Origin of the sequence: Bradyrhizobium sp. 930_D9_N1_4 (assembly GCF_052076015.1) — a bacterium.
In the GTDB taxonomy this organism is placed as follows: domain Bacteria; phylum Pseudomonadota; class Alphaproteobacteria; order Rhizobiales; family Xanthobacteraceae; genus Bradyrhizobium.
The window spans coordinates 4,763,819-4,790,803 of sequence record NZ_CP197236.1 but is presented as its reverse complement, the minus strand read 5'-3'; the positions used below and the strand labels follow the sequence as shown (position 1 = coordinate 4,790,803).

Here is a 26,985-nt window from a genome sequence, read left to right as displayed (position 1 = left end):
ATCCGGGTCTCTCGCCCGAGCGGCCTAACCGATCCTGCCGCGAACATAGGCTTCCGCCTGTTCGACGAGATCATCGGGCGAGCCGAAGGCGGTATCAAGCACAAGATGCTCTCGATCCCACCCTTCATAGTGGTGATTCACTATTTCGTCCCAGCGAGGCAATTCATGGCCGCTGATGTCGGGAGATCGATTGTCCACGCGCTGTCGGTGCAGTGCCAGGTCGGTGCAGACGATCTCAATTTCAACGATCTGTGCCGAGTTCTGCAAGGCGGTCTGTCGCCAGCCGGTGCGGCTTGCAAGGACAGGATTGACGCAATCGGCAACAACGATCCGACCGAGCCTGAGGTTTTCGACCGCGAGTGCGTGGGCCACCGCGTAGCCCATTGCTCCGACCGGAAGGCCCGCATGCCGCAAGCTCTGTTCAATGGCGTCGATCCGAAGATACGTCGCTGCAAGCCGCATTGCCAGCTTGCGGGACAGCGTCGTCTTCCCGGTGCCGGGAAGGCCGCCAAACACGATCAAGGCTGGTGGTCGAAGGCTCGTCATGTCTCATGATCCGCCAACGTTCCCTGGTTCGCAACGTGCATTTTCGACGGGGTCACGCGGCGCAGATACCGCGGCTTGGCATCCCCACGCATCTCACATACGCTTCGCCACAGCCCGCGCAAGCAATCAACACAACAGACGGGCATCGAGGAAACAGCCATGGACCAGATCCGCGTCTGCACCCACGCAGGGCCGGGCAGCGAACCCGTCATTAAAACCGTGCCGTGGCCGAAGGTCGGCCGCAAGGCCGCGCTGCTCAAGGTCGGCGCCTGCGGTGTCTGCGGCACCGATCTGCATATCCTGAAAGGTCACTGGCCGAAGCCGCTGCCGTGGCCGTTCACGCTCGGACACGAGATCGGCGGCGTCATCGTCGAATGCGGCGAGGAGTTCACCGAGGACTTCATGAGCAAGCCGCTCAAGGTCGGCTCGAAGGTGATGATCCCGCCGTTGATGCCCTGCGGCCATTGCTACTACTGCATTCATTATCCGCAGACCGCGAACAAGTGCCTGACGCCGGTCTATTACGGCCGCTATCTCGGCTTCGACAAGGCGCCGCACATGTGGGGCGGCTGGGCGGAATATGTCTATGTCGATCTCGAGATGCTGCCGGGCACCAAGATCTACAAATTGCCCGACGATATGTCGCTGCGTCTCGGCGCGCTGTCGGAGCCGTTGACGTCCTGTATCCGCGCGTTCAACCGCGCGACACGCGCCGGCGGTTTTTCCTGGGGCGACACGGTGGTGATCCAGGGCTCAGGCCCGATCGGCATTCTGGCGGTCGCAGCCGCACTTGAGATGGGGGCAGGGCGCGTGATCTGCGTCGGTGCACCGGAGGAGCCGCGGCTCAAGCTGGCGCGCGAGTTCGGCGCGGAGGCGACTGTCAACATCGAGGAGATCAAATCGCCGCAAGAGCGCATCGCGCGCGTCCGCGAGATCGTCGGCGGCTTCGGCGCCGATCTGGTGATGGATTGCTCGGGCCATCCGACCGCCGGCCCCGAAGGCATCGAGATGCTGCGTGACGGCGGCACCTATGTCGAGATGGGCCAGTTCACCGATGCCGGCTCGATCGAGACCTCCTGGCACCGCATCTGCACCAAGGATCTCAACGTGCTGGGATCCTGGGGCTTCACCGGCAACGACCTGCCGCTCGGCGTCGACATGCTCTACCGCACCCGGGACAAATATCCGTGGCTGAAGATGCAGACGATCTATCCGTTCACGGAGGAAGGCGTTGCGCAGGCGGTGCGGGATGCGATGGCGATGAAGACGGTGAAGTCGACCATCGTGCCGTGGCCGGAATTGGTGGAATAGAAAATGTCCATTCCGAACGATCTCGCGGCGTTCCTGGTCGAGGCCAAGCGGCGCACTTATGCGGGCCTCGACGACGACGCGACGGTGGCAACGCCGTTGCTCGCCGGCTCAAAGCAGCTTGAGCACCGGGCTCCACCCTATGCCTACCGCGATATCTATTTCGGAATGGGTTTTTTCGTCGGGCAGGAGACGGTGTCGCGCGATGACCGCGTCATCTGGTCGATGAGCTACAGCGGCGGCGTCGGCACGGAAATCGGGGATCGCGACACTTTTCTCGCGATCTACAAATTCCTGCGCCAGGCGCTGTTGGGTGTGAGCGTCGCGGAGCCCTATCGCGGGCCGCGCCTGTTCGAGCAGGCGGACATGGTCTATCGCAACGAGGTCGAAGGCGGGCTCGAACGCTTTCATGGCGTCGAGGCGATCTTGCGGCATGATGGCGCACCGCTCTACGAGCTGCGCTACAGTGGCGGTCTGCTGCGATAAGCCTCCAGTCTTGTAGCCCGGATGGAGCGCAGCGCAATCCGGGGCCGCCGGTCCCGCATTCCGCTTTGCTCCATGCGGGCTACGAAGCAGTGTTTGGAATGAGGACGAAATGACAACCGAACCAACCTCGCGCACCCGTTCTCCCTTCCACGCCATCCGCGCGATCGACTATACCGTCATCTTCGTGCGCGACATGGTCGCGATGCGCCGCTTCTACGAGGACGTGCTCGCGCTATCCCTGCTGCGCGAACTCTCGCCGAACTGGATCGAATATGGCCTCGGCCCCAACACGCTGGCGCTGGCAAGACCCGGCCGGACCGCCGGCGACGCGCCGACACCGGCGGGCAGCGCTTCGCTGCAACTGGCCTTCAAGGTGTCCGCGGCCGAGGTCGATGCATGCGCCGACGAACTCATGCGGCAGGGTGTGGCGCTGCTGTCGCCGCCAACGGACCAGTCGTTCGGACATCGCACGCTGTTCTTCCGCGATCCCGACGGCAATCTGCTCGAGGTCTACGCCGAGATTTGAGCGCGTAGCGGCGGCCGATGCCCCAAAGGTTCCACCCCAATTCCGTGAGTTATTCATGCCGGGGTGAAACTTAGGCCCCAGTTCAGGCTTTCAGTTCGCGGGAGAGGTACCGTGAAGCGAATCCTGGAACCCGTCACTTACATTCTGGCCGCCGTCTACTTCGTGGTGGATGCCATCTTCATGGCCGTGGCTGCGCCGATTTCGCGCTGGCTCGGGCGGTATCTCGAATTCAAGCGGGTGCGCGCCTGGATCAGATCGCTGCCGCCTTATGCCTCGCTCGCCCTGTTTTCCGTGCCCGTGATCATTCTGGAGCCGGTCAAACCCGTTGCGGCATACCTGGCCGCGACCGGTCAGGTCGTGAGCGGTGCGGCGACCTTGATTGTCGGTGAACTGCTCAAGCTCGTCCTGGTCGAGCGCCTGTTTCATCTCACGCGCGACAAGCTGATGAAGATTCCGGCCTTCGCCTGGGCTTACGGCAAATTCGCCGCGGTTCGGGCGTGGCTCCAGGCAACCGAAGCGTGGCGCGCCGTCCGCGCCCTGAGCCGCTCGGTGAGGGACACCGTTGTGTGGGCGAGAGCACGGCTGGTCGGCAGCTTCAGCAGGCTGGTGACTGCGGCAAGAGATTAAGATCAGCGCGTTGCATGTTATGCGAGCTTGCGCGCCGCAGCCGTGGCCTTGTCGCCGGTGTTCGGCGTGCCGGTCGGCTCGATCAGCATGAGGTGAACCTCCTCACGTGCCACCGGGCGATGCTCGACGCCCTTGGGGACGACATAGAGTTCGCCCGGGCCGAGCGTCACCGTGCGGTCGCGCAGCTCGATGTCCAGTTGGCCCTTCAGGACGAGGAAGAAGTCGTCGGTGTCGTCGTGCTTGTGCCAGGTGAATTCGCCCTTCACCTTCACCACCATCACGTCGCAGTCGTTGAAGGTCGTGACGGTGCGTGGAGACCATAGCTCTTCGAAGGTCGCCAGCTTGTCGGCAAGCGATATGCTGTCGGCCATGTCTCACCTGTCCGGGCTTGAGAAGTCGTGCGTGCATCCCCGGCACGTCCGATCGCCGGCAGGTTAAGCCAGGTGGCCGCCAAAATCTGCCGATCCGCTCCAAAAGCTCTCGGAACGAAATAAAATGGCGCCAAACCGTGGATTCGAGCACCTGCGGGCATGTTCACCCTGTCGCCAGCGCCATGCATCATAGGCATGGTGATTTGCCCGCTCTTGGCGTAAAGAGCGTCCAAATCAAATCGTCACGCGTGTGATTGGGCCTTCTGCCGCGAATGCGGCGTTTCCGGCCCCTCGGTTCACCGTTCCGCGCCTGAATTAACCAAGGTTTTCCATCCCGTGTCATTTCCGGCCCTGACCCCGCCGCTCGCCCGTGCGTTGGCTGAGCGAAACTATGATTCTCCGACCCCCGTTCAGCTTGCCGTGCTCGCGGATGAGGCCGCCGAGCGCGACCTGCTGGTTTCGGCCCAGACCGGCTCCGGCAAGACGCTGGCCTATGGCCTGGCCATGGCCAGGGATCTGCTCGGCGACGCCGAGCGGTTCGAGCGGGCGGGCGCGCCGCTTGCGCTGATCGTGGCGCCGACCCGCGAACTCGCACTTCAGGTTCATCGCGAACTGGCCTGGCTTTATGAGCACGCAGACGGGCGCGTGGTCTCTTGCGTCGGCGGCATGGATCCGCGGCGCGAGCAGCGCGAGCTTGCGATTGGCGCTCACATCGTGGTCGGCACGCCCGGCCGCTTGTGCGATCATTTGCGCCGTAACCGCCTCGACATCTCGGAATTGAAGGTCGTCGTGCTCGACGAGGCCGACGAGATGCTCAATCTCGGTTTTCGCGAGGACATGGAATTCATCCTCAAGACCACGCCGGAGACGCGCCGCACGCTGATGTTCTCGGCAACGTTTCCGCGCGGCATCGTGGCGCTGACCAAGCAGTATCAGCAGCAGGCGTTCCGGATCGAGGTCGCCGGCGACGAGGGCGGTCATGCCGATATCGAGTATCGCGCGATCCGGATCGCGCCCGCCGACGCCGAGCATGCGGTCGTCAACGTGCTGCGCTTCTACGAGGCGCCGAGCGCGCTGGTGTTCTGCAGCACGCGCGATCACGTCAGGCATTTGCAGGCGGCGCTGCTGGAGCGCGGCTTCTCCGTGGTCGCGCTGTCCGGCGAGTTGACGCAGAACGAGCGCACCATGGCGCTGCAGTCGCTGCGCGACGGACGCGCCCGCGTCTGCGTCGCGACCGACGTGGCCGCCCGCGGCATCGATTTGCCGAGCCTCGATCTCGTCATTCATGCCGACCTGCCCAACGACGCCGAGGTCATGCAGCATCGCTCGGGCCGAACGGGGCGCGCGGGCCGAAAGGGGACCAGCGTCCTGCTGGTGCCGCCGATACGACGGCGACGTGCGGAAATGCTGCTGAATGTCTCCGGGATCGACGCGGTCTGGGGGACGGCGCCGCAGGCGGAGGAAATCCGCAAGCTCGATCACGACCGCATGAAGGACGTGCTGTTCACGGAAGAAATGACCCCCGACGATCTCGTGCTGGCGCAGGCGTTGCTGGCCGAGCGCTCGGCCGAGGATATCGCAGCCGCGCTCGCGCGGCTCTATCGCGCACGGCTGCCGTCACCCGAGGACATCATCGATCCCGGTGAGCGCACCAGCCGGCCGCGCGACGATCGCGGTCGAAACGACGTCCGCGCGCCGCGTGACGATGTCCGCAATTCGCGCGGCGATGATCGTCCCGAAAGGCCCCGACCCAAATCAGGGAAATCGTCGCCGAAGCACGGCATGGGAGAGGCCACCGTCTGGTTCCGCGCCAACATCGGACGACGAAAGAACGCGGAAGCGCGCTGGCTCCTGCCGATGATCTGCCGTCGCGGCGGCATCGACAAGGGCGATATCGGCGCCATCAAGATCATGGACACGACGACCGAGTTTGAAATTTCCGAGCGGGTCGCGGAATCTTTCACTGCCAAGATCAAGCGTCCGGACAAGGAAGACAATATCCGTCTCGAACCGATGACGGGCGCCCCGCAGCAGCAGGCGCCGTCGGAAGATCGCTCACACGCGCCCCGGCGCGAGAGCCGCGACGGCGATCATCGTGAACGTCGCGACGACCGCCCGCGCGACAAGAGTGAATTCAAGCCGCGGGACAAGGGGCACGGCGGACGCAAGCCGAAATTCGAGGATGCGCCTTCGTTCGGCAAGAAAAAGAAGCACAAGGACAAGCCGGGCCATGCCGAGCCTTCGGTCACGCCGTGGCCCGGGAAGGGCGCGCCCGGAAAGAAGCCGAAGAAGAAAAAGCATCGCGGCTGAAGCGCCGCCATGAGACAGCAATGATGCCGCCGGATTGCGCCGGCGGCATCATCTGAAACGTCAGGTGGGCTCAGCGGCCGCCGCCACCGCCACCACCTCCGCCGCCACCCCCACCGCCGCCGGCATCACGCATCGCGGAGCTGTAGCGGGGGTCGGTCTGCTTCATGTAGGTGGGCGAGGTGTCGTGCGTGAGGTTGACGCGGCTTCTCGCAGGCGGGGTCGGCCCCTCGATCAGAATGCCGCAGCCCTCGAAGAAGGCGGTATCGCAGCCATAGGCCCGGTACTGCTTCGCGTTGGCACTCGTTGCGCTGAACGCGGTCGCTGCAACCACTGTAATCAAAGCAATCTTTGACAATGTGAGCTTCATGGAAATTCTCCAGTCTCGTTTCGGCGAGACCAGAACGGTCCGCACAGTTCTTCGACGGGAGCTGATCAAAACCGGTTCGAGGGGGAGCTTCACGCTCGCGTGAGCCATGGGTCGGGCAGGGACGTTACGTCGCAGCGAGCTCGCGCAGCATATACGTCGCGTTGTCGCCATAAGATACGAGCTTTGCGCGCAATTCCGCATCTTCAGTGACGGGCCGAAAGCCGAGGCCCTGCCATAAGGGCCGCGTCGCGTAGACCGATACCAGGGCAAGCGTCACGATGCCGGATGCGCGCGCCAGCGCTTCGATAGCGTCAACATAGTCGCGCGCCATGCCGCCGCGGAAGTCGGGCAGCACGGCGACGTCGTGCACGTAAAGGCAGTCCGCATCCTCGGGCAATGTTTGCAGGAAGCCGTCGAGTGGCGGAATCTGGTGCTGCTTCCAGGGATGCGCGAGCCCGTAGCCGGCGATCGCATCGTTCACGACAAGCACGCGGCAGCCATCGGGATAGAGCCGCATCTTCTCCGCGAACACCGCGGGTCGCTCGGACAGGTCAGGATGAATGCGCGCCGCGATCGCGTTGATCGCGACGAGGTCGGGGGTGCGCGCGGGGCGCCAATGCGACTTGCTCATGTCGATCGTTCCGTCTCTGATCATCGAGTTTATTCCGCTGCATAGCCGCGCGCAGCGAAAAATATCCTGGCCGCTGTCGCAGGAATATGAAGCGCCGCCCGGCGTCCTATCCCATGCAAGCCAATTGCATGACAGGAGAACCCATGACGTCCTCGCTCCGCCTCGCGCTCACGCTCGCAATCTCGCTCGCGATTGTTCCTGCAGCCTTCGCGGCACCTCCGACCAAGACCGGCAAGACCGACAAGGGCAACGTGCTCACCGACGCCAAGGGCATGAGCCTCTACACCTTCGACAAGGATGCGGACGGCAAGTCGGCCTGCAACGGTCCGTGTGCGACCAACTGGCCGGCACTTAAAGCCGAAGCCAGCGATGCCGCCGCCGACGGCTACACCGTCATCACCCGCGACGACGGCTCGAAGCAATGGGCGCACAAGGGCAAGCCGCTGTACACTTTCGCCAAGGACACCAAGCCCGGCGACGTCACCGGCGACGGCTTTCTGAACGGCGCCTGGCATCTGGCGATGCCGTAAGCGGAGGTCGGACATCTCATGTTTGACATGTGAGAAGGTCTCGTGCCCCGGACGCAGCGCAGCACCTCTTCGGTGGTGCGCTGCAGAGCCGGGGCCCATTCTGTCGATGAGATTTATGGCCTTCTGGATCCCGGCTCTGCGCAGCAACGCTCCGCGTTGCAGCGCGTCCGGGACACGAGACTACCTCAGCCCCTCATACACCATCAGCCCGCGTGCGACCTGCAATTTGCGGATTGCGCGCGGCAGCAGCTTCTCCGGCTGGTGCAGGTAGCGCCAGGAGGTGAGGGTGAAGGCCGACAGAGCGCCGCATTCGTCGTCGAACGGCGCGAGCACGCCGGTGACGCTGATCGGCGTGTGCGGGCGGGCATTGAAGGGCAGCAGCAGCAGCTCGAGATGCGCCTTGCTGCCATCCTCGCGCGCAGCGGTGATGCCGGCGATCGCCCCCAGCGTTTCGTCGGCGACGATGGTCGTGATCTCCTCGATCTCGCGGCGGCTGGCCTGGTTGAACAGCGCCATGAAGCTCTGGTCCTTGAGGTCGAGCCCGGCCAGCGCGCAGACGCGCGTGCCAGCGACGCGGAACGGGAAGCCGAGATTGGGCTCGCAGGAGAGCACAAAAATATCGCCGAGCAGGCCGCGGACGGCGGCCGGGTCGATGTCGGCCCGGTCAGGGGCCCGTGCGGTGCCGCGCTTCTTGTCCCAATACGCGAAGAACGCGCGGCTCGACGGATGTTTCATGACTGAACGCTCGCCCCGGGGCGCAACCTTGCGGGACAAAGCTGTCCCGCTTCAGTGCACCCGCGATCCCTTTGTTGTTGTGCAGGAGGGGATTTGCAGCGTCCATGCCGTGGAGGCGTTTTCGGCTTCCTTAAGCCGGTCTTTGCGTCGTTAACGTTAAATTAACTATGCGCTTTGCGTGCGTCCCGTGCCTGCTATGGTGATCGCGGTCGCAAGCCTCGCCGCTTTTCTCCAGGTTCTCGGCGGGGCCTGTACACAGGGCGTCAAACAGTTTGGTCACGGGCCGGGGAGGGGTGGGGATACACCTTCATTCTTCTGGTACCGGAAGGCCGACACGGACAGGCAGGGCTTTTCCCAGGAGCCCTGCCTTTTCCTTTTGTGCCCTTGCGCAAGGCCGGCAAAGGCGACTATCTCCAAGCGGTGCGCTGCGATTGCGCTGAAAGCGAGCTGCCTTGGATTCCCCGCCAAATTCTCCGCAGGATTCAGAGCCGGACGTGCCGGCCGTCGAGGAAGCTCCGCGCGAGCCGATCCTGACGCTGCCTGTGGCGCTGACCGCCTATATCCTCCTGTTGGCGGCGATCCATCTGCGGGTGCTGCTGCCGCCGGAGCTGGAGAACTGGACCATCGACGTCTTCGGCTTCATTCCGAAGCGCTACGATTCCTCGCTGCTCAACCTCGAGATCCCCGGCGGTGCCGGCGCAAAGATCTGGACCTTCGTCACCTATTCGCTGCTGCACGCCAATTTGACCCATCTCGGCTTCAACGTGCTGTGGCTGCTGCCGTTCGGCAGCGCGCTGGCGCGGCGCTTTGGTGCGGTCAGGTTCTGGCTGTTTCTCGCGGTGACGGCGGCCGCCGGCGCACTCGCCCATCTCGTCACCCATGAGCATGCGGTGGCACCGATGATCGGCGCCTCGGCCTCGGTGTCGGGTGCGATGGCAGCCGCGATCCGCTTTGCCTTCGTGCGCGGCAGCTTCCTGTCGTTCAACCGTTCGGACGCCGATACCGCCGCAAGGGTTCCGGCATTGCCGCTGTCGCGCGCGCTGCGTGACGGGCGGGTGGTCGGCTTTCTCGCGGTGTGGTTCGGCGTCAACATCATCTTCGGCGTCGGCGCAATCGGCGTCGACTCCGAGACCACGAGCGTCGCGTGGCAGGCGCATATCGGCGGATTCTTCGCAGGGCTCCTGCTGTTCGCGCTGTTCGATCCCGTGCCGCGCGTGCGAAGCGATGCTGCGGATGCGTCATCACAGGACGTTTCAGACCGTATTTGAAGCGGCGCTTGCGGTGCTGCCCGAATTCATCCATCATTCCCGTGAAGAATGTTCCGAAGCGACAAGCCCGTAGAGGCTTTGCTTCCTAAAGCGCCTGAGCGTGAAACCGGCGCCAAAACTGTTAGTTGAAGACTCGCGAACAAGTCCGGACCGCCAAAAGGCGGACGGCTCCGATTCAGGGAGGCGACAATGACGGTACGTTCCATCCTCAATACCAAGGGCCACCAGATCATGAGCGTCGAGCCCGACGCCAAGCTGGCGGTTGCGGTCAAGCTGCTCGGTGAGAAGAAGATCGGCGCGGTGCTGGTGATGAACCAGAGCCGGCTCGAAGGCATCCTGTCCGAGCGCGACATCGTGCGCGTGATCGGCGACCGCGGCGCCGCCGCGCTTGAAGAGCCGGTGTCTCAGGTCATGACCCGCAAGGTCGTGACCTGCAAGGAGACCGACACGGTCGCCGAGCTCATGGAGATGATGACGACAGGCAAGTTCCGCCATCTGCCGGTGATCGATAGCGGCAAGGTCGTCGGCCTGATCTCGATCGGCGACATCGTCAAGCGCCGCGTCCAGGAATACGAGTCCGAGCAGGAAGCCCTGCGCGACTACATCAAGACGGCCTGAGCGGACTTTACGCGTCCGCCCTCAATCGTCTGCCCTGGACTCGTCTGCCCTGGAACCGTCGGCTTTCGGCGCGCTGCCGGTCGGCGCGGGCGCGAGCACCTCGATCGCCTCCTGGATCGACTCCAGCGCGCGTTCGGCCGCGCGGGTTCCGTGCGCGATCAGGTCTTCGGAGCGGTGGAAGTCGAACCAGCCGAAATGGCCGACCCGCGGCGAGATCAGCAGGTCCGGGGGATCGCCGGCAAGCCGCGCGCGGGTGATGCGGTCCTGCATGATGTTGAAGGCATCGACCATCACCGAGGAGATGCCGGGCCGTCCGGCGCTGCCGAAGAACTCGCGCTTCATGGCCTTCTCCGCCGAGAACAGCCGCGGGAAACGCCGCTTGGCAGCCGGCTCCTCGGGCTCGGCCGCGATCGGCGTGGGCATCGCGCCATGCGCATAGATCGTCGTGGAATGGGTGAAGATGTCGCTGGAAAGATTTGCGGCGATGACGATTTCGGCGCCGAGCGCGCGGGCGGCCGAGACCGGCACCGGATTGACCAGCGCGCCGTCCACCAGCCAGCGGTCGCCGATCAGCACCGGCGAGAAGATGCCGGGCAGGGCGTAGGAGGCGCGCATCGCATCGACCACGCGGCCGTGCGTCAGCCAGATCTCGTGGCCGGTGCGGACCTCGGTCGCGACGGAGGCGAACTTGATCGGAAGATCCTCGATCAGGGTCTGCCCGACCGCCTCCTCGAGACGGTTGGCCAGCTTCTCGCCGCCGAGCAGTCCGGAGCCGTTGAGGCGGATGTCGAGATAGCCGAGGATGTTGCGCATGCCCTGCAGGCTGCGACCCCACTCTTCGAGCGTATCGAGGCGGCCTGCCGCATGAAGGCCGCCGACCACCGCGCCGATCGAGGTGCCGACCACGACGTCGGGCACGATGCCGTTGGCCGCCAGGGTTCTCAGGATTCCAATATGGGCAAAACCGCGCGCCGCGCCGCCGCCGAGGGCGAGGCCGATGACGGGGCGGCGGGTGGTCCCGAGCCCAACTTTCTCGCCGACTTTCTCGCCATTCGATCCGTTTGCGCCCCGACCCTTCAAGATATCAAGCACCGAAACTCTCCTACCCGGGCCAGCCCTCACCAGAGTAGGCACCGTCCTTCCGCTTCGCCAGAACGAGGGCCAAGCATGGTTTATACCGTTCGGGAAGCAGGGGGCAGCAGTGTGGCGAGAGCCGGTTGCCTCGTCTCTAATCACGCAGGCGTCAACCGGGTTCCATAGAACTTGTCGGGACCGTATTTCCTGGGGGTCTGGAGGCTTGAATTTGCCGCGTTTTCGGTGAAAAGCAGGGGCATGACACGCGGGGGTGACGGCATCATCGGATGGTGGCGCAGCGGCAGGCTGCTGCCGGCGCTGGTCCTTGCTGCGTGCCTCGTTGCCTCCGGCCAAAATTCTGCGCAGGCGCAGCTCTTCTCCGATCGTCCGCCGCCTGTGCCGCCGGCATCGGTGCCCGACCCCGGCGGGGCCGTCAGCCTTACGCCGCCCTCCGGCCCGGGCGCTGGACCTCCGAGCCTGCCACCGACGCTGATGCAGCCGAACACGCCCAGCATGCCGCCGCCCGTGGTCTCGACCGTACCGCCGGCCGCGCCGCTCAACGCGGCCGTGCCGGGCCAGGGCGTGCTGTCGCTGACCGCGAAATACGGCAAGGACACGCCCCCGATCAACAGCGGCCTGGTCTGGCGTGTGTTCGCCGATCGCCCCGACGAGAACGGCACCTTCAGGCTGATCAAGGAAGACCGCAGCGCCACGCCGAACATCGTGCTGCCGCCCGGCAATTACGTCGTGCACGTCGCCTTCGGCCTCGTCAGCGCGGTCCGCACGGTCAGCCTGAAGGCCGAGACCGACCGCGAATCCTTCGTGCTGCCGGCCGGCGGCCTGCGCATCGAGGGCCGCGTCGGCACCACCCGGATTCCGCAGAACCAGATCTCGTTCGCGATCTACAAGGGCAGCCAGTTCGAATCCGGCGAGCGTGCCTCGCTGGTGCCGAGCGTCGCCGCCGGCGACGTCGTGCTGATCCCGGAGGGCACCTACTATATCATCTCCAACTATGGCGACGCCAACTCGGTGGTGCGCTCGGACATCCGCGTCCAGGTCGGCAAGCTCACCGACGTCACCATCACCCACCGCGCCGCCGTGATTACGCTCAAGCTCGTCAGCGACAAGGGCGGCGAGGCGCTCGCCAACACCGCCTGGTCGGTGCTGACCCCCGGCGGCGACGTCATCAAGGAATCCATCGGCGCCTTCCCGCGCGTCGTGCTCTCCGAAGGCGAATACCGCGCCATCGCCAAGAACGAGGGCAAGGTCTACGAGCGCGGTTTTAATGTCGTGAACGGCGTCGACGGCGAAGTGGAAGTGGTCGCGCGGTAGTCTCGTGTGTCCCGGACGCGGTGCGGCATGCAATGCCGCTCCGCTGCGTCCGGGGCAAGAGGCGCAGTTTCGACGCACAGCTGACTCCACACCGTCATTGCGAGCGTAGCGAAGCAATCCAGACTGTTTCCGCGGAGGGACTCTGGATTGCTTCGCTGCGCTCGCAATGACGAGGAGGGACCCTCTCACTTCCGATACCTCAGCGCCTCCACCAGCACGGCGAACGCCGGCGTCGGCTGCCGGCGGCTCGGGTAATACAGATGATAGCCCGCGAACGGCGCACACCAGTCGGCGAGCACGCGGATCAGCCGGCCGTCGGCGATTTCGCGCTTCACGAGGTCTTCGGGAATATAGGCAAGACCCAACCCCGCCAGCACGGCATTCATCCTGAGCAGGCCGGTGTTGAACACGAGCTGGCCGTCGACCCGCACCTTCACGGCGCGGCCGCGCTTCTCGAACTCCCAGGCATAGATCCCGCCATAGGTCGGCAGGCGGAGGTTGATGCAATTGTGCTCAGTGAGATCCTGCGGCTGCTTCGGCTTGATCCGCGTCGCGAAATAAGCGGGTGTGCCAACCACGGCCATGCGCATCTCCGGTCCGATCCGCACCGCGATCATGTCCTTGGCGACCTGCTCGCCGAGGCGCACGCCGGCGTCGTAGCGCTCGGTGACGATGTCGGTCAGACCGTAGTCGACGACGAGCTCGACCTTGATATCGGGGTAGCGCGGCAGCAGCTTTGCGAGCGTCGGCCACAGCACCGTCTGTGCGGCGTGCTCGCCGGTGGTGATGCGGACTGTACCGGCCGGCGTCTCGCGCAGCGCAGTCAGCGCCGATAGCTCAGCGTCGATCTCTTCGAAGCGCGGCCCGATATTGCGCAGCAGGCGCTCGCCGGCCTCCGTCGGGGCGACGCTGCGGGTGGTGCGGGTCAGCAGCCGCAGGCCGAGCCGCTCCTCGAGGCCACGCACGGTATGGCTGAGCGCCGATTGCGACACGCCGAGCTGGGCGGCCGCGCGGGTAAAGCTGCGCTCGCGGGCGACCGCGAGAAAGGCGAGGAGGTCGTTGATGTTGGCACGTGCCATTCATGAATCCAGATCACGAGTACATGCCGGTTTTATCAGCTAATCGCAGGGTGGCATGCGGCTTAAATTCGCAGCCGAACGTGATTTTCAAGGAGAGCTGCAAATGCAGGCACGCAAACTTGGCACGAGTGGTCTGGAGGTCTCGGCCCTCGGCCTCGGCTGCATGGGATTGAGCTATGGCTATGGTCCCGCGACCGAGACGTCACAGGCGATCACACTGATCAGGACCGCATTCGAACGCGGCGTTACGTTGTTCGACGCCGCCGAGGCTTATGGCCCGTTCGTCAACGAGGAATTGTTGGGCGAGGCGCTCGCGCCGTTCCGCGACAAGGTCGTGATCGCCACCAAGTTCGGCTTCAAGGGCGGCAAGGTCGAAGCCGGGCTGGACAGCCGGCCCGCCAACGTCAAGGCGGTCGCGGAGGCCGCCTTGAAGCGGCTCAAGACGGATCGCATCGATCTGTTCTACCAGCACCGTGTCGATCCCGACGTGCCGGTCGAGGACACCGCGGGCGCGGTGAAGGAGCTGATCGAGGCCGGCAAGGTCCTGCATTTCGGTCTGTCCGAGGCGGGCGCTCCGACCATCCGCCGCGCCCATGCGGTGCAGCCTGTTACTGCATTGCAAAGCGAGTATTCGCTGTGGTGGCGCGAGCCGGAGCAGGAGATCCTGCCGACGCTGGAAGAGCTCGGCATCGGTTTTGTTCCGTTCAGTCCACTCGGCAAGGGCTTTCTCACCGGCGCGATCAATGAGAGCACGGCGTTCGATGCGAGCGATTTCCGCAACATCGTACCGCGCTTCTCATCCAGCGCACGAAAATCCAATCAAGCGCTGATCGATCTGCTTGGCGAGATCGCCGCAGCGAAGAAAGCGACGCCGGCGCAGATCGCGCTGGCCTGGCTGCTCGCACAGAAGCCGTGGATCGTGCCGATCCCCGGCACCACCAAGCTGCACCGGCTCGCCGAAAATCTCGGCGCCGCCGCGATGACGCTGTCGGAAGCTGATCTTGCTGCCATTGCAGGGGCGCCGGCGAAAGTGGCCGTGCAGGGCGATCGCTATCCCGCCCATCTCCAGGCGCGAGTCGGACGCTGACATTTGTGATGAGTGCCCGGTGAGCATTCGCTTACCGGGCATCTTGTGTTCTGGCTTGAATACTTGTGTAAGCGCTATCAGGCAGCATTCGCGGCGTCGAGCAACACCGGCCCCACCAGCTTATTCCGCAAGCCTCGCGCGTTCGCGACAACCGGTGCAAGACACGCATTTCCGATAATCAATTTTATTCTCTTTCCGTCCTGCTGGGTTATATGTCGGGCATCCGTCTAACGGGGGATGCCGGAGCAGGGCGCGCGTATGCGCTTTGCGAGACCGGCGGGAGCAGGGGACCAAGCCTGTCGGCATGTACGAAGTGATCCTCACCAGGCGAAAGCGCTTTGGCTGGCGATGGCAGGTGTGCGACCAGTCCGGCAAGATCTTTGCCGACGGGTTCGAGCGCACGCGGCCGTCCGCCAAATATCATGGCGAGCGCGCCCTGTTCTTCCTGTTGTCCCAGGCTCATTTGCGCAACCGGTTCGCTGCGTCCAGCGAGGATTAGTCGCGCCCGTTCCGTAGCCCGGATGGAGCGAAAGCGAAATCCGGGGCGCTGTATCTGCGCGGATAGAACCCCGGATTGTGCTTCGCTCCATCCGGGCTACAGGCTCCATTTCAGGTATCGACCACCAGCTTGCCCTTCGCCGCACGATCCCGGATCAGCGCATAGGCTTCTCCGACGCTCTCCAGCGTGAAGTGCCTGGCATCGATCAGCGGCACGAGCTTGCCGGCCTCAACGAGGCGCGTTGCTTCCGCCATGATCTCTCCGTGATGGGCGCGGCCCTCGCCCGACAGCAGAGAGAGCAGCGTGAACACGCCGGAATAGCTGGCGGCGCGGAACGAGAGCGGCGCCAGCGCATGCGTGCCCCAGCCGAGCGCACTCACGACATGGCCGAAGCGCCGCACGCTTTCGAAGGACGCATCGAGCACCTTTCCGCCGACGGTGTCGTAAACGATGTCGAAGCCGCGGCCGCCCGTATGCTGAGCGACATAAGCCTCAACCGTGGAATCCCGATCGATGAATACAGCGCCAAAACCCTCGATGGTGGCGCGCTGCGCAGCCGAGCCGGTTGAAAATACCTCGGCACCGAAGGCGCGCGCGATCTGGACCGCGACATGGCCGACGCCGCCTGCGCCGCCATGGATCAAGACCTTCTGCCCGGCTTTGAGCGATGCGCGGTCGACCAGGCCTTCCCACGCCGTAATGAAAATGAGAGGCAGGGCGGCCGCCTCCCGCATGCTGAGATTGCCGGGCTTCAACGCCAGGAGGTCGGCATCGACAGCGGCGAACTCGGCGAGCGATCCCTGCACGCCGCCGACGCCGCCGGTCATGCCATAGACCTCGTCACCCGGTTTGAACCGCGAGACGTCGCGCCCGGTCTGTTCGACCACGCCGGCGAGATCGATCCCCGGGATCGCCGGCAGCGGATGGCGCGCATGGGCGGCGGCACCGGCATGGATCTTGGTGTCGAGCGGATTGACCCCGCTGGCGCGGATCCGCACGAGCACTTCGCGAGGGCCGATCCGCGGTGTGGAGATGGTTGAGAGCCGCAGCGGCGCATTGTGCGTTTCGAGCACGGCCGCGCGCATCGTCGATATTCCCGTCATGATCGTTCTGCTCCGTTGTCGGTCTTCAATATGCCCATGAATTTTTGCATGAGAAGGAACAAGGATGTACGATGGTCGTGCGTTTTTGAATGACGGGTGGGTCGATGGACTGGAGCGATCTGCGCATCTTCCTGGCGATTGCGCGCGAGGGCACGCTGGGCGCTGCCGCACGCAAGATCGGGCAAACCCAGCCGACGATGGGGCGGCGGTTGCGTGCGCTCGAGCAAGCACTTGGGCAGACGTTGTTCCAGCGCACCGCCGATGGCTTCGTGCTGACCGACGAGGGCACGGCGGTGCTGCGCCACGCCGAGCGGATCGAGGAGGAGGCGCTCGCGCTTCAACGCCACGCCTCGGGCGCAGAGACGCAGCTCGACGGTCTGCTGCGCCTGTCGTCGTCGGACTGGTTTGGCACGGTGATGCTGTCGCCGGTGATTGCCGCGTTCGGAAAGCGTCATCCCAAGGTGACGGTCGAGCTTCTCACCGACGCGCGCCTCTACAGCCTGCCACGCCGCGAGGCCGATCTCGTCTTCCGGATCAAGCCGTTCAGCGAGCCCGAGGTGATCTCGCGAAAACTGCTGCACATTCCCTATGCGCTTTACGGCAAGAAGGGCAGCAAGCCGATGCGTGCGGGAGACGGCAGCGGCGTCCGCGTCGTGACCATGAATGCCGAATTCGCCGACATGCCTGATGCCGTCTGGCTGAAGCGTACACTGCCGAACGCCGAAGTGGCCTCGCGCAGCAACAACCGGCAGGCGCAGGCCGAACTCTGTGCGAGTGGCGGCGGGCTAGCCGTGCTGCCGCGTCCGCTCGGTGACCGCGATCGGCGGCTGGTCGCGCTCGACATCGGCGTGAGCCCACCTGGCCGCGACACCTATGTCGGCTATCACCGCGACCTCAAGCGGCTGGCGCGGCTACGCGCGCTGCTCGATCTGGTGATCGAGAAGCTGGCGGGCACAGCTCCCTAGGCACGGCTTCGCAGGGTGGGCAAAGGCGCGCACCCTTGCGCGCCGTGCCCACCAATCTCTTGGCAATCGGCAGTGGTGGCACGCCCCGCTTTGCCCACCCTACAATCCCTTGCGTTGCCCGTCGGGCAAAACACCCAGGCTGCCGGTCAACCCGCGCCGCGAAAAATATTCCACTTTACCGAAATTCGGAAACGGCGTATCCGTCGCGGCAACCCGGCCCGAGGAAGAGGGGCGTATCGCGATCGTCACGAACGCGGGTCGGGCGGCGGTGGACGCGAGTTACACTGGTGCGAAGGTGATCGCAGGGCGGGCAACCGTGAGCGATGGCGTCGCACGCACGACCGGTGTGATCCGCGTACGGCCAAATCGTGTCGTCCTGGCGCCCGGGGTCTGTGCGCCAAGTCTTGCGGTGATGTGTCTGGCCCAACCGGGCACGCGCATCGATCATCCGCAAGGCGACGGGGGCAATAGTGCATCGCTCCCCGGGGAGAGCACGACATACGCCGTTCCAACCACTGCGCAGGGAAGGCCGGGATGTCCTGGCTACACCTGTATGCCGCTGTGCAAATTTCTCACCACAACTTCGCACAGTGGACCTCGGGTGCCAGCGGGCTCCCGGTCTTCCCTGCGCCCTCTTTCAATGGGGGCGAAGCGACGAAGCAAAGCTCGGGCGAAACACGCTGCGAGGCAGCGATCCCATGTCAGCAATCCACCAACGCTCTCGTGCCCCGGACGCTGCGCAGCACTCCCGGCGATGCGAAGCATCGTCCGGTGTGATGCGCTGCAGAGCCGGGGCCCATGCTTCAGCGAGTGCGGAGCCCGCTGGGTCCCGGCTCTGCGCAGCAACGCTTGCGCGTTGCAGCGCGTCCGGGACACGGGAGATGAGTGGCCGCTACTCTACCTCCGTCATTGCGAGCGCAGCGAAGCAATCCAGAAATGCATCCGCGGAAAGACTCTGGATTGCTTCGCCGCGTTCGCAATGACCGGATTGATGCAGCCATGCGCACGAACTTCAATCGCATGCGGACCGCGCCGCCTTTGCACAACCGTCATAGTCTCTAATACGCACTAACCAACTCCCGATTTAAAACTGTCATAATCGCCCAATGGAACCTGCGCCCGCGTCCCTTTTACACGGCATTAAGCGCAGCTGCATTGGATGCGCGGGGAAAGTGCGTTGGGGACTGCAATGAGTGCCGCAAAGAAGATGCCGGGAAAACCGGCCACCGAAATGTTCGACGACATCCCGGTGCTTCAGCGCAAATGGCGCGCCGCGCTGAAGCCGGGCGACCGGCTGCCGCGCTATGAGGACGTGATGCTCGGCAGCCTTGGGCGGCTCGCCGACCATATCGCGCTGCTGAAGAACGACGGTGCGCTCGAGCTTTCGCGCAGCGGGCGCTACGTGCAGAAATGGCTCGGCGAGGAGCGCTGGGACATTCCGGTCGCCGAACTCTCGCCCGATTGCGCCACAGCGCTGTCGGAAGCTGTCGGAAGCGCACTCGAAAACGGACGGCCGCACCAGGCGACTGCGCACTGCGTGCGCGACGGCATGGTCAGGACCTATGACGTGCTGGCGTTGCCGACATCGTCGCGCTGGGGCGTCACGCTGGTCGGCGCATACATCAATGAGCGCGGCGCGCAATACAATCTGCTCGACGCGATCTTCTCCGCGACCGATGACGCGGTGGTCTCGCTGGCAACGCTGCGCGACGCCGAAGGCAAGCCGTTCGATCTCCAGATCGTGCATCACAACAACAGCGCCGGCGCACTCCTGAAGGCCGAAGGCGCCGTCCTGTTGTGGCGGCGGATCGGCGAGGGCCGCACGTTGCTGGGCTCGCCCGAAATCATGCAATTTCTGCTCAAGGCCGTCTCGGGCGGTCGCGGCGAGCAGCTCGAGATCGAGAGCGACGGACGCTATCTCCGGTTCAGCGCCACCGCCTTCGCCGACGTGGTCTCGCTGACGATCTCGGACGTCACAGCGCTGAAGCGGCGCGACGCCTCGTTCCGCCTGCTGTTCGACAGCAATCCGATGCCGATGTGGGTGTTCGATGCCGAGACAAAGGAATTCCTGGGCGTCAACGATTCCGCGGTCCAGCATTACGGCTACAGCCGCGCCACCTTCCTGCGCATGAAGCTGCACGAGATCTGGCCGGAGGACGAATGGGACAGTCACGCCGAGGCGCTCGATCGCATCGGCGACACCTATCACTCCTCGCGCAACTGGCGGCATCTGCGCGCCGACGGCAGCGAGATCGAGGTGCTCACCTTCGGCCGCCGCGTCGCCTTCGACGATCGCGACGGCTATCTCGTCGCGGTGGTCGATATCACCGAGCGGCGCAAGGCCGAGGCGCGGATCGCGCACATGGCGCATCATGATGGCCTCACCGACCTGCCCAACCGCGAATATTTCCAGGAGCAGTTGAAACAGGCGCTCGACCAGGCCGGCGGCAAGCGTGTCGGCGTGCTCTATATCGACCTCGACCTGTTCAAGAATATCAACGATTCCTTCGGCCATCCGGTCGGCGACCGCCTGCTGAAGCAAGTTGCCGAACGTCTGACGACCGCAGTCCGCGGCGCCAATCTCGCGGCCCGGCTTGGTGGCGACGAGTTCGCGGTGATCCTGGCAGCCGACGTCTCGCCGAACGAGGCCAGTGCGTGTGCGACCCTGCTGATCGACATGCTGAAGACGTCCTATGATCTCGACGGCCAGAAGATGGTGATCGGCGCCAGCATCGGCATCGCGCTGTCGCCGGGTGACGGCACGACGCCAGAGGAACTGATGCGCAATGCCGACATGGCGCTGTACCGCGCGAAGGCCGACGGCGGCAGCGTGCACCATTTCTTCGAGCGCGAGATGGACCTTCAGGCGCAGAAGCGCCGCGACATGGAGCTCGATTTGCGTCGGGCCTTTGCCAATGGCGAGTTCGAGCTGCATTACCAGCCGCTGGTATCGATCGCCTCCGACCGCATCTCCGGCTTTGAATCGCTACTGCGCTGGCACCATCCCGAGAAGGGCATGGTCTCACCGGCGGAATTCATTCCGGTCGCAGAAGACATCGGCCTCATCACCCAGCTTGGCGAGTGGGTGTTGCGCGAGGCCTGCGCGGAAGCGGTGAAATGGCCCGTTGACGTCAAGGTCGCGGTCAATCTGTCGCCGGCGCAATTCCGCAGCCGCAATCTGGTCCAGGTCGTGATCTCGGCGCTGGCGCAATCCGGCCTGTCGCCGACGCGGCTCGAGCTGGAGATTACCGAGTCGATCTTCCTCGCCGAGACCGATGCCAACCTTGCGATCCTGCATCAGCTTCGCGAGCTCGGCGTCAGCATCTCCATGGATGATTTCGGCACCGGCTATTCCAGCCTGAGCTATCTTCGAAGTTTCCCGTTCGACAAGATCAAGATCGATCGCTCCTTCGTCAAGGATCTGGCGCAGCGGCCCGATTGCGGCGCGATCGTGCGCGCGATCTCCGGCCTCGGCCGCAGCCTCAACATCACCACGACCGCGGAGGGCGTCGAGACCGAGGATCAACTCGACTGGTTGCGCGCCGAAGGCTGCAACGAGGTCCAGGGTTTTCTGTTCAGCGCGGCACGGCCCGCCGCGGAGATCGCAAAGCTGCTGGCCGAGTTCGGCCAGCGCACCTCACGGGCGGCGTAATCCTTCCGGGTAGCAGTCGTAGACAAGTTCCTTGAAGGCGGGCGTGATGCGGCTGCGCTCGTTCTGGGTCTGCTGCATCAGGAGGTAGACCATGTCGAGCTTGGGATCGACGCCGAAATAGGTGCCGCTGCCTGAGTCCCATTTCAGCTCGCCGATCGAGCCGGGCGGGGGCGGCTTGGCGTTGCCGGGATCGGTGCGCACGCCGATGCCGTAGCCATAGCCGAAGCCGTCGCCCGGGAAATAGAAGTAGTCGCGGCCGACGCCTGAGCCGGGACCGATGTGATCGGTGGTCATGGCCTTGAAGGCGGCAGGGCTGAGGTAACGCTTGCCCTCGAACTCGCCGCCGTTGAGCAGCATCTGCGAGAAGCGCTGATAGTCGGTGATGGTCGAGAGCAGACCGCCGCCGCCGGATTCCCATTCGGGATGGTCGAGGCGATCGCGCTCGCCGGCGAGCAGGACCGTGTCGCTCGGCAGCGGCCGTGCCATCCGCGCGCGCTCCTCCGGAGTCTTGAGCACGAATTTGGTGCTGTTCATGCCGAGCGGATCGAAGATGCGTGCTTTCAGGAATTCATACAGCGTTTGTCCCGAGATGATCTCGATGACGCTGCCGAGCACGTCGGTCGAATGCCCATAGCGCCACAGCGTCCCGGGCTGACGCGTCAACGGCAGCTCGGCGATACGGTCGGCGAATTGCCTGTTGTCGAAGGGGCCGTCGAAAATCTTGGCGGCCAGATAGACCTCCATGACCCATGGAGCGCCGATATAGTCGTAGCTGATGCCCGAGGTATGCCGCAGCAGATCCTCGATGTTGACCGGACGCACCGGCGGCTCGAGTTCGATCGTCGTCGGGCCGCCGGGCTTGGTGGTCTCGATGCCGACCTTGGTGTCGGCGAACAGCGGGATGTATTTCGACACGGGGTCGGTCAGCGCGAGCTTGCCCTCGTCGATCAGCATCATCGCCCCAAGGCACGTGATCGGCTTGGTCATGGAATGAATGGCGAAGATCGTGTCGGGCGCCATGGTGAGACCCGTCCTGGTGTCGCGCACGCCGAAGGCCTTCTGATAGACCGGCTTGCCGTGCTGCTGCACCAGCACCACGGCGCCCGGCAGGCGGCCGAGCTTCACCTCGTTGTCAAAATACGCGGTGATGCGATCGAGGCCGGCGGCCGACGGGGCGGGGATGTCGGCGGCGCGGCCTCGCGCCATCGTGCCGGCCAAGAGCGCGGCCCCGACCAGAAATTCGCGGCGTTTCATCCGGGCTTCCTCCCTGGCCGGGAACAAAGCCGCAAGACGTCAGGGGCGTCAACAAGACTTCGATTAAAATCGCGTCACGATTTCCGAAAGGAACGGCCGCGGGCGATCCTCGCTCGGCTTGGTCGGGGTGCCGATGTGGATGAAGCCGGCGAGCTTTTCGTCGGGCTTCAGACCAAGGCCGTCCAGCACGTCGCGATCGAAGGAGAACCAGCTTGTCAGCCAGCAGGCGCCGTAGCCGAGCGCGGTCGCAGCCGTGACGATGTTCATGGCGCTGGCGCCGGCCGACAATTCCTGCTCGGAGGCAGGCACTTTCGGATGCGGCTTGGTGAAGCTGACGATGCCGATCACCAGCGGTGCGTCCATGAGTCGCTTGCGCTCGATCTCGACGTCGGCCGCAGGCGCGCCGGGATTCTTGCGCGCAAACACCTTGGCGATCACCTCGCCGGCGCGGCTCCGAGCATCGCCCTCGAAAATGATGAAGCGCCAGGGCACGAGCTTGCCGTGGTCGGGCACGCGCGCGCCGATGGTGAGGATGGTCTCGAGCTCGGCCGCGGAGGGGCCGGGCCCGGTCATCTCGCGCGGCTTGACCGAGCGGCGGGTCTTCAGGAGTTCAATGGCATCGGGCACCGGAATATCCTCTTCGGCTGGTCGTCGGGCGTGCCATGCCGAGATAAGCATGCACGCCCGCAACCGAAAGCGAGTTTAGATCGATTTCAGGGATCAGGCCGCGTCGCGCGCCCGCCGGACGTCCGGCGGGGTCGCTTCGTCGACGAGGGCGGCGATCGCCTCCGCCGTCGTCATCACCTTCTGGCCGTCGCTGCCGAGCCGGCGGATGGAGACCGATTGTGTCTCGGCCTCCTTCTTGCCGCAGACGAGCAGCGCTGGAATCTTGGCCAGCGAGTGCTCGCGAACCTTGTAGTTGATCTTCTCGTTGCGAAGATCGATCTCGGCCCGAAGCCCGGCGCGGCGGACTTGCGCCAGCACCTGCTTGGCATATTCGTCGGCTTCAGAGGTGATGGTGGTGACCACCACCTGCACCGGCGAGAGCCAGAGCGGGAAGCTGCCGGCATAGTGCTCGATCAGGATGCCGATGAAGCGTTCCATCGAGCCGCAGATCGCACGGTGCACCATCACCGGCGCCTTCTTGCCGCTGTCATGGTCGATGTAGAACGCGCCGAACCGCTCCGGCAGGTTGAAGTCGACCTGCGTGGTGCCGCACTGCCAGTCGCGGCCGATGGCGTCGCGCAGCACGTACTCGAACTTCGGCCCGTAGAAGGCGCCTTCGCCCGGATTGATCTCGGTCTTGATGTGGTTGTTCTGCGCCTGGATCTGGCTCAGCACGGTCGCCATCACGCGCTCGGCGTGATCCCACATCGCATCGGTGCCGACGCGCTTTTCCGGCCGGGTCGAGAGCTTCACCGTGAGGTCGCCGGTGAAGCCGAAATCGGCATAGGTCGACAGGATCAGGTCGTTGATCTTCAGGCACTCGTCGGCGAGCTGGTCCTCCATGCAGAAGACGTGCGCGTCGTCCTGGGTGAAGCCGCGCACGCGCATCAAGCCGTGCATGGCGCCCGACGGCTCGTAGCGGTGCACAATGCCGAACTCGGCGAGGCGCAACGGCAGGTCGCGATAGCTCTTCAGGCCGTGCTTGAAGATCTGCACGTGACCCGGGCAGTTCATAGGCTTGAGCGCAAACCAGCGCTTGTCCTCGGCCTCGTCGCCGGCGGACTGCGCCGCGAACATGTTCTCGCGATACCAGCCCCAATGGCCCGAGGTCTCCCACAGCGCCTTGTCGAGGATCTGCGGGGCGTTGACCTCGTTGTAATCGCCGGCGAGGCGTCGCCGCATATAGGCGATCAGCTGCTGGAAGATGGTCCAGCCCTTGGGGTGCCAGAACACGACGCCCGGGCCTTCTTCCTGGAAATGGAAGAGGTCGAGCTCGCGGCCGAGCTTGCGATGGTCGCGCTTCTCGGCTTCCTCGATCTGCTTGAGATAAGCGTCGAGGTCATCCTGCTTGGCGAACGCCGTGCCGTAGATGCGGGTCAGCATCGGGTTGTTGCTGTCGCCGCGCCAATAGGCGCCGGCCACCTTCATCAGCTTGAAGGCGTTGCCGACCTTGCCGGTCGAGGTCATGTGCGGGCCGCGGCAGAGATCGAACCAGTCGCCCTGGTAGTAGATCTTGATCGGCTCGTTGCCGGGAATGGCGTCGACCAGCTCGACCTTGAAGGCCTCGCCCTTGTCGCGGAACACCTGCTTGGTCTTCTCGCGGTCCCAGACTTCCTTGGTGAAGGGTTTGTCGCGCGCGATGATCTCGCGCATCTTCTTCTCGATCGCGGCGAAGTCTTCCGGCGTGAACGGCTCGTTGCGGAAGAAGTCGTAGTAGAAGCCGTTCTCGATCACGGGGCCGATGGTGACCTGCGTGCCCGGCCACAGCGCCTGCACGGCTTCGGCGAGCACGTGCGCGCAATCGTGGCGGATCAGCTCGAGCGCGCGCGGATCGTCGCGGTTGATCAGCTCGATCTTGGCGTCGGCTTCGATTGCGTCGTCGAGGTCGGCGACGATGCCGTCGAGTGCCATCGCAACGGTGCGCTTGGCCAGCGACGGCGAGATGCCCTTGGCAATCTCGAGGCCTGTGATGCTCTTGTCATATTCGCGGCGGGCGCCGTCGGGGAAGCTGAGGGTGACTTTGGCGGCAGGGTTCACGGGCTTCAGATTGCTGAGGGAATATTGGAAACCGGATTCGGATTTGTTCTGGTCGGTCATTGCTTTTCTCCTGAAGCTCACTCCTGCGAACGAGCGCAGGTAAGCGGGAACGAGCGATATATCAGGCGATTCGGCCTGCGCAATCCGGCATTTCCAGGAAAGTGGCGCGCAAAAGCCGCGGCGGCGCTTCAACTATTTCGCGCGCCGCCCTTTCAATGGCCGCAGGCCCGCTCTACATGCATTTGCATGGAAAATCCGCCCTCTGCCGGCCGTTTCACGCCGACCGCCCTGATGCTCGGAAACCTCGTGACCGGCAGCTCGGTGCTGGCGCCAGCGGGCATGCTGCCGGAATTGTCGACGGGGCTCGGCATCGGCATCCATGCGGCCGGGCTGCTGATCACCTTCGGCGCGATCACGCTGTGCATCGGCTCGCCGCTGACGGCGTGGCTGACCAGTCGCATCGAGCGGCGGACGCTGCTTGCGACGACGCTTGCGGTGCTGGCTTTGGGCAATCTCGCCTCGGCCTTCGCACCCGACTATGCGAGCCTTCTCGTCATCCGCCTTCTGATGCTCGCGGTCGGCGCGCTCTACACGCCGCAGGCCGCCGGCACGGCGGCGCTGATCGTGCCTGTGGAGCGGCGTGGCAGCACCATCGCCTACATCTTTCTTGGCTGGTCGCTCGCGGCCGCCGTTGGTCTTCCGCTGATCACCTTCATGGCGAGCCGCTATGGCTGGCGCGCGGCCTACGGCGGGATCGGCGTGCTCGGCTGCATCAGCTTCCTGTTGTTGCTGCTGCGTCTGCCGGCGGGTCTGAAGGGCACGCCGGTGGATCTGAAGACCTGGAGCGCGGTCGGTCGCAACAGGACCATTCTGCTGCTGCTTGCGATCACGATGCTGCAGATGTCCGGCCAGTTCGTGGTGTTCACCTTCATGGGCCCGCTGCTCAAGAAGCTCACCGAGGCCAGTCCCGATGCGATCGGCATGGTGTTCGGCATCTATGGTGTTTGCGGCTTCCTCGGGGTCGTGATCGCGACCCGCATCGTCGACACCTGGGGGCCTTATCGCACCTCGCTGCTGTTCACCTGCCTGCTGCTGGCGGGCATCACGGGCTGGGCGCTCGGTGCCGGCACGCTCGCGTTGATGGCGGGTGCCGTCGCGATCTGGGGCCTTGGCTTTGCCTCGACCAACTCGATGCAGCAGGTGCGGCTGGTCACCGCCGCGCCGCAGCTTGCGTCGGCGACCGTCGCGCTCAACACCTCCGTGCTTTACATCGGCCAGGCTGTCGGCTCCGCCATCGGCGGATTGCTGTTCGCCCGCGAGCTGTTGCATCCGCTCGGCTTCGTGGCGGCCGGCTTCGTCGTGCTGGCGCTGGTCCTGGTCATCCTGAGCCGGCCCCGGCCGGCTGCCGCCGCCACCGCCTGAATCCCCCGTTTTCCTTGCCGCAAGGCGCTTGGCAAACCGCGCGCGGGAGCGCTAGAAGGCGAGGCATGGGGACCAAAGAGAGTTGACTGAAATGAGGATGATTCTGGCGGTTGCCGCGGTGCTCTATTCAGCCTCCGCGTTCGCGCAAGCCGACAAGCCACCGATGGTGGGGGACAAGCCGCTGGTGCAGGTCCAGCCCAAGGGGACCAAAGCGGCGACCAGGGAAGCTGCCGCCAAGCCCGCCGCAGCTCCGAAGGGCAAGCCGCAATCGATCGCAGCGCGCCTCCAGGCCTGCCTCGACATCGACGACGGTACCAAGGACCGCCTCAACTGCTACGATGGGGTGATGCCACCGGCGCCGAAGCCCAAGCCGGCCAAGGCCAAGGGCTACGCCGATTGCCGTTTCTTCAAGGAAGAGGACGAGCGGTTGGCCTGCTACAATGGTTTTGCCGAGAGCATTCCGAAGCTGCCCAAAACCTGAGATAGGAAGCC

At 64.7% G+C, this 26,985-nt stretch carries 26 protein-coding genes; 15 read left to right on the top strand and 11 right to left on the bottom strand.

Annotation, left to right across the window (positions count from 1 at the left end; translation table 11 throughout):
- Positions 1–24: 24 nt before the first annotated feature.
- On the bottom strand, positions 25–546 hold the full coding sequence (locus tag AB7532_RS22820; protein WP_441236953.1) for an AAA family ATPase: 522 nt from the start codon (positions 544–546) through the stop codon (positions 25–27).
- A 159-nt stretch (positions 547–705) separates the two neighbouring features.
- Here AB7532_RS22820 and AB7532_RS22815 point away from each other — a divergent pair, with 159 nt between their 5' ends.
- The 4 genes from AB7532_RS22815 to AB7532_RS22800 all read left to right on the top strand — a co-directional run bounded on the left by AB7532_RS22815 (position 706) and on the right by AB7532_RS22800 (position 3,493).
- Positions 706–1,857, top strand: coding sequence for a zinc-binding dehydrogenase (locus AB7532_RS22815; RefSeq protein WP_441236952.1), 1,152 nt, complete (start codon positions 706–708; stop codon positions 1,855–1,857).
- Positions 1,858–1,860: 3 nt separating this feature from the next.
- Positions 1,861–2,340, top strand: a complete 480-nt coding sequence (locus AB7532_RS22810) for a DUF5680 domain-containing protein (RefSeq protein ID WP_441236951.1) — start codon at positions 1,861–1,863, stop codon at positions 2,338–2,340.
- Between the two features lie 109 nt (positions 2,341–2,449).
- Positions 2,450–2,866: a VOC family protein gene (locus AB7532_RS22805; protein WP_441236950.1), complete on the top strand. Its 417-nt coding sequence runs from the start codon at positions 2,450–2,452 to the stop codon at positions 2,864–2,866.
- A gap of 111 nt (positions 2,867–2,977) precedes the next feature.
- The gene (locus AB7532_RS22800; RefSeq protein WP_441236949.1) at positions 2,978–3,493 is read left to right on the top strand and encodes a hypothetical protein; all 516 of its coding nucleotides are present in this window, start codon (positions 2,978–2,980) and stop codon (positions 3,491–3,493) included.
- Positions 3,494–3,510: 17 nt separating this feature from the next.
- Here AB7532_RS22800 and AB7532_RS22795 read toward each other — a convergent pair whose 3' ends face one another.
- Positions 3,511–3,864: a cupin domain-containing protein gene (locus tag AB7532_RS22795; protein WP_441236948.1), complete on the bottom strand. Its 354-nt coding sequence runs from the start codon at positions 3,862–3,864 to the stop codon at positions 3,511–3,513.
- A 336-nt stretch (positions 3,865–4,200) separates the two neighbouring features.
- On the opposite strand from AB7532_RS22795, the gene AB7532_RS22790 reads away from it, so the two are divergent.
- A complete protein-coding gene (locus tag AB7532_RS22790; protein ID WP_441236947.1) occupies positions 4,201–6,174 on the top strand; it encodes a DEAD/DEAH box helicase in 1,974 nt (657 codons plus the stop codon).
- Positions 6,175–6,244: 70 nt separating this feature from the next.
- On the opposite strand, the gene AB7532_RS22785 is transcribed toward AB7532_RS22790, so the two are convergent.
- Positions 6,245–6,541, bottom strand: coding sequence for a hypothetical protein (locus AB7532_RS22785; RefSeq protein WP_441236946.1), 297 nt, complete (start codon positions 6,539–6,541; stop codon positions 6,245–6,247).
- 124 nt (positions 6,542–6,665) lie between these two features.
- Entirely contained in the window at positions 6,666–7,172 is a 507-nt protein-coding gene (locus AB7532_RS22780) for a GNAT family N-acetyltransferase (protein WP_441239337.1), read from the bottom strand.
- Positions 7,173–7,315: 143 nt separating this feature from the next.
- Between AB7532_RS22780 and AB7532_RS22775 the strand changes: the two genes are divergently transcribed.
- The gene (locus tag AB7532_RS22775; RefSeq protein ID WP_441236945.1) at positions 7,316–7,702 is read left to right on the top strand and encodes a COG4315 family predicted lipoprotein; all 387 of its coding nucleotides are present in this window, start codon (positions 7,316–7,318) and stop codon (positions 7,700–7,702) included.
- Between the two features lie 180 nt (positions 7,703–7,882).
- Here the strand turns inward: AB7532_RS22775 and AB7532_RS22770 are convergent, their stop codons facing one another.
- Complete coding sequence (locus AB7532_RS22770) at positions 7,883–8,437, bottom strand: PAS domain-containing protein (RefSeq protein ID WP_441236944.1); 555 nt, start codon at positions 8,435–8,437, stop codon at positions 7,883–7,885.
- Positions 8,438–8,889: 452 nt separating this feature from the next.
- Here AB7532_RS22770 and AB7532_RS22765 point away from each other — a divergent pair, with 452 nt between their 5' ends.
- Positions 8,890–9,705 carry a rhomboid family intramembrane serine protease gene (locus tag AB7532_RS22765; RefSeq protein ID WP_441236943.1) on the top strand — a complete coding sequence of 272 codons (816 nt, stop codon included), beginning with the start codon at positions 8,890–8,892 and terminating at the stop codon, positions 9,703–9,705.
- 189 nt (positions 9,706–9,894) lie between these two features.
- Entirely contained in the window at positions 9,895–10,323 is a 429-nt protein-coding gene (locus AB7532_RS22760) for a CBS domain-containing protein (protein WP_441236942.1), read from the top strand.
- A 21-nt stretch (positions 10,324–10,344) separates the two neighbouring features.
- Here the strand turns inward: AB7532_RS22760 and AB7532_RS22755 are convergent, their stop codons facing one another.
- Positions 10,345–11,415 carry a patatin-like phospholipase family protein gene (locus tag AB7532_RS22755; protein WP_441236941.1) on the bottom strand — a complete coding sequence of 357 codons (1,071 nt, stop codon included), beginning with the start codon at positions 11,413–11,415 and terminating at the stop codon, positions 10,345–10,347.
- A gap of 240 nt (positions 11,416–11,655) precedes the next feature.
- On the opposite strand from AB7532_RS22755, the gene AB7532_RS22750 reads away from it, so the two are divergent.
- Positions 11,656–12,729, top strand: a complete 1,074-nt coding sequence (locus AB7532_RS22750) for a hypothetical protein (RefSeq protein WP_441236940.1) — start codon at positions 11,656–11,658, stop codon at positions 12,727–12,729.
- A gap of 185 nt (positions 12,730–12,914) precedes the next feature.
- On the opposite strand, the gene AB7532_RS22745 is transcribed toward AB7532_RS22750, so the two are convergent.
- Positions 12,915–13,808 carry a LysR family transcriptional regulator gene (locus AB7532_RS22745; protein ID WP_441236939.1) on the bottom strand — a complete coding sequence of 298 codons (894 nt, stop codon included), beginning with the start codon at positions 13,806–13,808 and terminating at the stop codon, positions 12,915–12,917.
- A gap of 103 nt (positions 13,809–13,911) precedes the next feature.
- On the opposite strand from AB7532_RS22745, the gene AB7532_RS22740 reads away from it, so the two are divergent.
- Positions 13,912–14,895: an aldo/keto reductase gene (locus tag AB7532_RS22740; RefSeq protein WP_441236938.1), complete on the top strand. Its 984-nt coding sequence runs from the start codon at positions 13,912–13,914 to the stop codon at positions 14,893–14,895.
- A 304-nt stretch (positions 14,896–15,199) separates the two neighbouring features.
- A complete protein-coding gene (locus AB7532_RS22735) occupies positions 15,200–15,394 on the top strand; it encodes a hypothetical protein (RefSeq protein ID WP_441236937.1) in 195 nt (64 codons plus the stop codon).
- Between the two features lie 110 nt (positions 15,395–15,504).
- On the opposite strand, the gene AB7532_RS22730 is transcribed toward AB7532_RS22735, so the two are convergent.
- Positions 15,505–16,497: a zinc-dependent alcohol dehydrogenase family protein gene (locus AB7532_RS22730; RefSeq protein WP_441236936.1), complete on the bottom strand. Its 993-nt coding sequence runs from the start codon at positions 16,495–16,497 to the stop codon at positions 15,505–15,507.
- Positions 16,498–16,601: 104 nt separating this feature from the next.
- Between AB7532_RS22730 and AB7532_RS22725 the strand changes: the two genes are divergently transcribed.
- Together AB7532_RS22725 and AB7532_RS22720 are read left to right on the top strand one after the other, a co-directional pair.
- On the top strand, positions 16,602–17,462 hold the full coding sequence (locus AB7532_RS22725; protein WP_441236935.1) for a LysR family transcriptional regulator: 861 nt from the start codon (positions 16,602–16,604) through the stop codon (positions 17,460–17,462).
- Positions 17,463–18,651: 1,189 nt separating this feature from the next.
- Positions 18,652–21,114: a putative bifunctional diguanylate cyclase/phosphodiesterase gene (locus AB7532_RS22720; protein ID WP_441236934.1), complete on the top strand. Its 2,463-nt coding sequence runs from the start codon at positions 18,652–18,654 to the stop codon at positions 21,112–21,114.
- On the opposite strand, the gene AB7532_RS22715 is transcribed toward AB7532_RS22720, so the two are convergent.
- From AB7532_RS22715 to thrS, 3 genes are all read right to left on the bottom strand, one after another.
- Positions 21,100–22,368: a serine hydrolase domain-containing protein gene (locus AB7532_RS22715; protein ID WP_441236933.1), complete on the bottom strand. Its 1,269-nt coding sequence runs from the start codon at positions 22,366–22,368 to the stop codon at positions 21,100–21,102. The two genes, AB7532_RS22720 and AB7532_RS22715, sit on opposite strands and share 15 nt — an antisense overlap.
- A gap of 63 nt (positions 22,369–22,431) precedes the next feature.
- Positions 22,432–22,995, bottom strand: a complete 564-nt coding sequence (locus AB7532_RS22710) for a nitroreductase family protein (protein ID WP_441236932.1) — start codon at positions 22,993–22,995, stop codon at positions 22,432–22,434.
- Positions 22,996–23,088: 93 nt separating this feature from the next.
- On the bottom strand, positions 23,089–25,131 hold the full coding sequence (gene thrS, locus AB7532_RS22705) for a threonine--tRNA ligase (protein WP_441236931.1): 2,043 nt from the start codon (positions 25,129–25,131) through the stop codon (positions 23,089–23,091).
- A 186-nt stretch (positions 25,132–25,317) separates the two neighbouring features.
- Between thrS and AB7532_RS22700 the strand changes: the two genes are divergently transcribed.
- Together AB7532_RS22700 and AB7532_RS22695 are read left to right on the top strand one after the other, a co-directional pair.
- Positions 25,318–26,493 (top strand): MFS transporter, encoded by a 1,176-nt coding sequence (locus tag AB7532_RS22700; protein WP_441236930.1) that lies wholly within the window; start codon positions 25,318–25,320, stop codon positions 26,491–26,493.
- A gap of 91 nt (positions 26,494–26,584) precedes the next feature.
- On the top strand, positions 26,585–26,974 hold the full coding sequence (locus tag AB7532_RS22695) for a hypothetical protein (RefSeq protein ID WP_441236929.1): 390 nt from the start codon (positions 26,585–26,587) through the stop codon (positions 26,972–26,974).
- Positions 26,975–26,985 lie beyond the last annotated feature (11 nt).